This is a genomic window from Mesorhizobium kowhaii, assembly GCF_042431665.1.
GTDB lineage: Bacteria > Pseudomonadota > Alphaproteobacteria > Rhizobiales > Rhizobiaceae > Mesorhizobium > Mesorhizobium kowhaii.
This window is the reverse complement of the sequence record NZ_JBHLYT010000038.1, coordinates 1-4503: the sequence shown is the minus strand read 5'-3', so window position 1 is coordinate 4503 and position 4503 is coordinate 1. Positions and strand designations below refer to the sequence as shown.

Below are 4503 nucleotides of genomic sequence, written 5' to 3'. Positions count from 1 at the left end.
TGATCGGCCCTCCACAAGCCGACCTCCTATGAATCACGCAAACTCTCTCTTGGGAATTCCAAAAACTCGCCCGCCGCTAAAAACCTGCCAAAGTAGTGCTAGTCTGACTAAACAGCCGTGCGCGTCTGCCATTCAGCAGCTCGAGCGCTCAACCATAAGATGCCATCACTGCGAGGCGCTTTGCAGGCAAACTCACGGAGAGGCGGAAATCACATTCCCACCAATCCAGCCACAAGAAGCTTGATTGGATTGGTTGAGCGGCCGCTTCTGACGAGATTGTCTTGCAAGCGGACACTAGGCACGCGGGCCGTACGGCAAACCGGCCATGCAAAGTCTCGGAGTTCCCTCCAGGCCCACGCATAATCGGCGGTTGCGCCGTAACCCCTTCAGCGTGTTCGCGCATGCCAGTAATCGTACTCGATTGTGGCAACACGCTCCCGAAATAGGTATTACTACGATACAGGGGCGCAATAAGATGGCGTGCTAGGGACTAGGGTGCTCGACGAACACGAAATTATCGCTCGGATATACGAGGCTGCCGCCGTCCCTGAGCTATGGGGCGGTCGAGGCGTTCTCGATATCATTGCCGAGGTGGCCACTTGCACGGACGGTGTGGTCATAGCCGTCGACGATGAAGGCGTCATACGCTGGATAACCAATGACTCTGCCGCGCCAAAGCTCGAAGTGTATTTCAGAGATAACTGGGTAGTGCAGAATCCATATCTCGAGACTCCCGAGCGCCGTGCTCGCTTCAGCGAGCCTCGCTTCCTTCTTGACACTGAAGTGATGTCTGCCGACGAAATGCAGGCCAGCAACTACTATCAAAATTTCATGCGGCCGCAGGGTATGTATTGGCATGCGGGCACCTCAATCAAAGGGACCACGAATGACGTCATCAAGGTGTCGGTTCATCGCGGCTACGATGCCGGCCCTCTGAAGCCGAATATCACCGACCGCTTGAATACATTGCGCCCGCATCTGGCCAGAGCGACACTGCTGACAGCGCGTCTTCGGTTCCAACAGGTGCAGGCGGCGGTCGACGCTTTCGATCTAATCGGACTACCAACGGCGGCGATCAAGCGGGGAGGGCTCGTGCTCTCCAACAAAGGGTTCGAGAAACTGATCCCGAAGATAGTGCAAGACCGAACCTCGCGCTTGACATTCACCCAAGCCGGCGCTGACGCTTGCTGGAACAAATTGGTTCAAACGAGTGCCATCGCCTCAGGGGGGACGTTTCCGATCGGTGCCTCGACGGAGTTCCCGACCATGATCGCTCATGTGATGCCCACGACGGGGGCCGCCCGCGACATTTTTAGTGCGGCGGACCAGTTGCTGATCATCACGTCAACCGAAGGCGCGATCGATCTGGACTCTCGGGTTCTCGGGCTTTTTGACTTGACGGCAGCGGAGGCAGCGGTCGCGCGCGAGTTGGTGAACGGCAAGACCATAAATGACATTGCCGATGCGCGCAAAGTGTCAAAGGATACGGTTCGCATCCAGTTGAAGTCGATCTTCGAGAAGACTGGAGTCCATCGACAGTCCGACCTCATTCGTGTGCTTCTAAGCGTCAGCAGCTCTTTTCCGGTCGGCAAATCGGATTGATCACTGGAAGGCGGCCGTTGATGGGATAAAGGGCAGCGCCGTATGCCCCTGCGGCTTCGGCCGCCACTTCGCTCGCCGCACCCCAGCAGACATCTACGCCAGCTTCCAAAGGGGTCTTTCTAGACGAAGTCTCGTCGCCCCACAGCAATCATCGCGATCAAGCTAGCCGACAATCAATCTATGTCAGATCGCTCGTACTGGACATGGACTGCTTGTGTGCGACCTCAGGCGCGAGTTGCTCTTTTGATGGCCCACTTCGAGGCTGGGAATCTCGCGGAGTACCCCAAATGGGTGATGCGCGCTGACGCGCCGCGACGGAAAGTACTGTCAGAACGCGGGCACGCGGTCGGTCTACCCTCCTCGGCCCCCCTCTACTTTCGAATTAAGTATTGGACTATTAACCTTAACTAAGATATCGCTAATATGAGGGAAGATTGGGGAAGCTACCTAACAAGGCGCGGCTCCGGAGAGGTTGAATTTCGGGTGGTTCTTCAGCCGCCCGAACTGGTTACTTGTTGCCCCAGGGACGCCTAGTCCGTGGCAACGAACTCCGAGCTACTCCCGTCGCCGGGTAAACCCCATGGTTTCATCAGGCGTGTGTCATGGCGAACGAGTTGCCAAGAACCATCAAGACCGCGACGAACGGTTTCGAGCATCTGCTCCCAACAATCGTCTTGAAGGCCTCCGACCAGGATAAGTTGGCCACAGGCCCCATCTTGAACTCGCGTCCTTTCAGGAACACGCCCTCGCGTTTTCGCGCTCAGCAAGAAGCGACGACCTTCAGTGAGTGCTCTGTTCAAGTAAACCGGGGAGGCAAGAATGGGTAATATCATTAATTTTGCCGACGCAGCTGGAACGATAGTGCCGTTCTCTTTTTCGGAAGACCAGCTCAGCTTCGATGGGGCGTTCTCGGCTGGCGAACTGACGCTCACGCAGCTCGACTCGGATGTGGCTGTGACTTGCAACGGATCCACGGTCACGCTCGCCTCAGTCACCATAGATCAACTGCTGGATACAAATTTCGCCTTCGCCGACGGCAGCGTCGTGCATTTTGACACTTCCAACCCGCTGACGGGATCGGACCAAGACGACTTTTTCTATTTGCGAACCAACGGTTCTGAAACAATTTCGGCCGGCGGCGGCGACGATACGATCGTCGTAGGAGATCACCTGGATCAGACCGATGCCATAGCAGGCGGCAGCGGCAACGACACGATGATTGTTTCTGGCGGTTTCTCGGTCCCTCTCTCGCCAACGACGATAACTGAGGTCGAAAAGATCGTCTATCAGGGCGGGGGCGCGTTCAATCTGACGTTGAGCAACGCAGCTGTCTCAAGCGCGCTGGGCGCGACACTGTCGGTTGATGGTTCGGCTGAGGGTCAGAATGACCAACTAATCGTCGATGGCAGTTCAGTTTCTTCGGGCAACCACCTTCACCTGATTGGAGGTGATGGAACGGACACATTTACCGGAGGTGCGGGTGCCGACACATTGCTGGGTGGTGATGGCAGTGACATCATTTCCGGTGGTGGAGGCGCCGACATTATCGAGGGCGGTCTTGGCGCTGACACATTGACTGGCGGCGGTGGTAGCGACGTCTACCGGTTCGGATTCGGGATCCCGCGGAGCGCGTCCGCACCCTCGACGGTAGACACGATCACTGATTTCGAAGGGTTGGGCGTAGCCGGCGGCGATCAAATCGACCTGCCCAGTTTCTACGGCAATCTCCCGCTGGCCTTCAATGCGGAACAGCTCCAGTTCAGCTATACGCCAGACGTGCCGTCGGGATCGTTCATGTCGCCCGATGGGTTTGCCGATATTTCTTGGCATTGGACGACGATTGGAAGCTGGTCAGGCATAGAAATCTGGGTTGACGCCGACGACGACGGGCAATTCGGCGAGCAGGACATGCTCATTCACCTAACGACCAGCGATCCTAACGCAAAGCTTGTCGCCGCCGATTTCTCTGACTCGCTGATAGTCTATCGCGGTACGGACCAGGCCGACGCGTATCCAGGCACCTCGCTTGGCAACATTGCCTTCGGCCAGGGCGGTAACGACGTCCTGAATGGTAACGGTGGCAACGACCAACTCCACGGCGGCGACGGTGTAGATACGTTGAATGGAGGTAGCGACGATGACCAGCTTTTCGGCGACAATGACGGCGACATACTTAATGGCGGATCAGAAAACGATACACTGGATGGCGGATCGGGCGACGACATCCTCAACGGCGACGACGGCACCGACATACTGATTGGCGGGTTGGATGCCGATACTTTGCATGGCGGCATTGGTGATGACACGCTCGTTGCAGGTTTGGACGTTTTTGGTAACGGCGACGTAGCGGGCAATAAACTGTTTGGCGACGCTGGGAACGACACACTCTATGGAGACACTGGCCACGACGAGCTCCATGGCGGCGACAACGATGACGTGCTCGTTGGTAACGATGGGGACGACGACCTTGCAGGCGACGAGGGCGCGGACACGCTTTTTGGTGGCGCCGGTATCGATCACCTCAGCGGTGGCGCAGGCACCGATACGCTCGAAGGGGGAGCCGACGCAGACACTCTGACAGGCGACACAGGGGCCGACGTTTTCAGGTTTTTCAGCGCAAGTGACTCGAATCTGGCCGGCATCGATGTCGTAGCCGATTTCAATCAGCTTGACGGCGACAAGCTGGACCTTTCCGTCGGTCGCGGTGCCGCCGGCTCCTTTGATGGCGGCCCACTGGCTTTCATGGGGCAACTGGGAACCGCCTTTACCGGATCGCTGGGAGACCAGTTCATCGGCGCAGTCACACCTGATGATCATGTCTTGAAGGCAGACGACATCGGCCCAGGCTTTTCGCAGATATGGTGGAAAGAACTCAACGGCCACACATACCTCTACGCTGAC

Annotated in this window: 2 protein-coding genes; both read left to right on the top strand. The window is 57.2% G+C overall.

The genetic code is table 11. The features are described 5' to 3' along the window. The first annotated feature begins 495 nt into the window (after nucleotides 1-495). Nucleotides 496-1602: a helix-turn-helix transcriptional regulator gene (locus tag ACFFNA_RS22735; RefSeq protein ID WP_378921799.1), complete on the top strand. Its 1107-nt coding sequence runs from the start codon at nucleotides 496-498 to the stop codon at nucleotides 1600-1602. A gap of 819 nt (nucleotides 1603-2421) precedes the next feature. Next, on the top strand, nucleotides 2422-4503 hold a 2082-nt coding region (locus tag ACFFNA_RS22730; protein WP_378921797.1), incomplete at its 3' end, for a calcium-binding protein.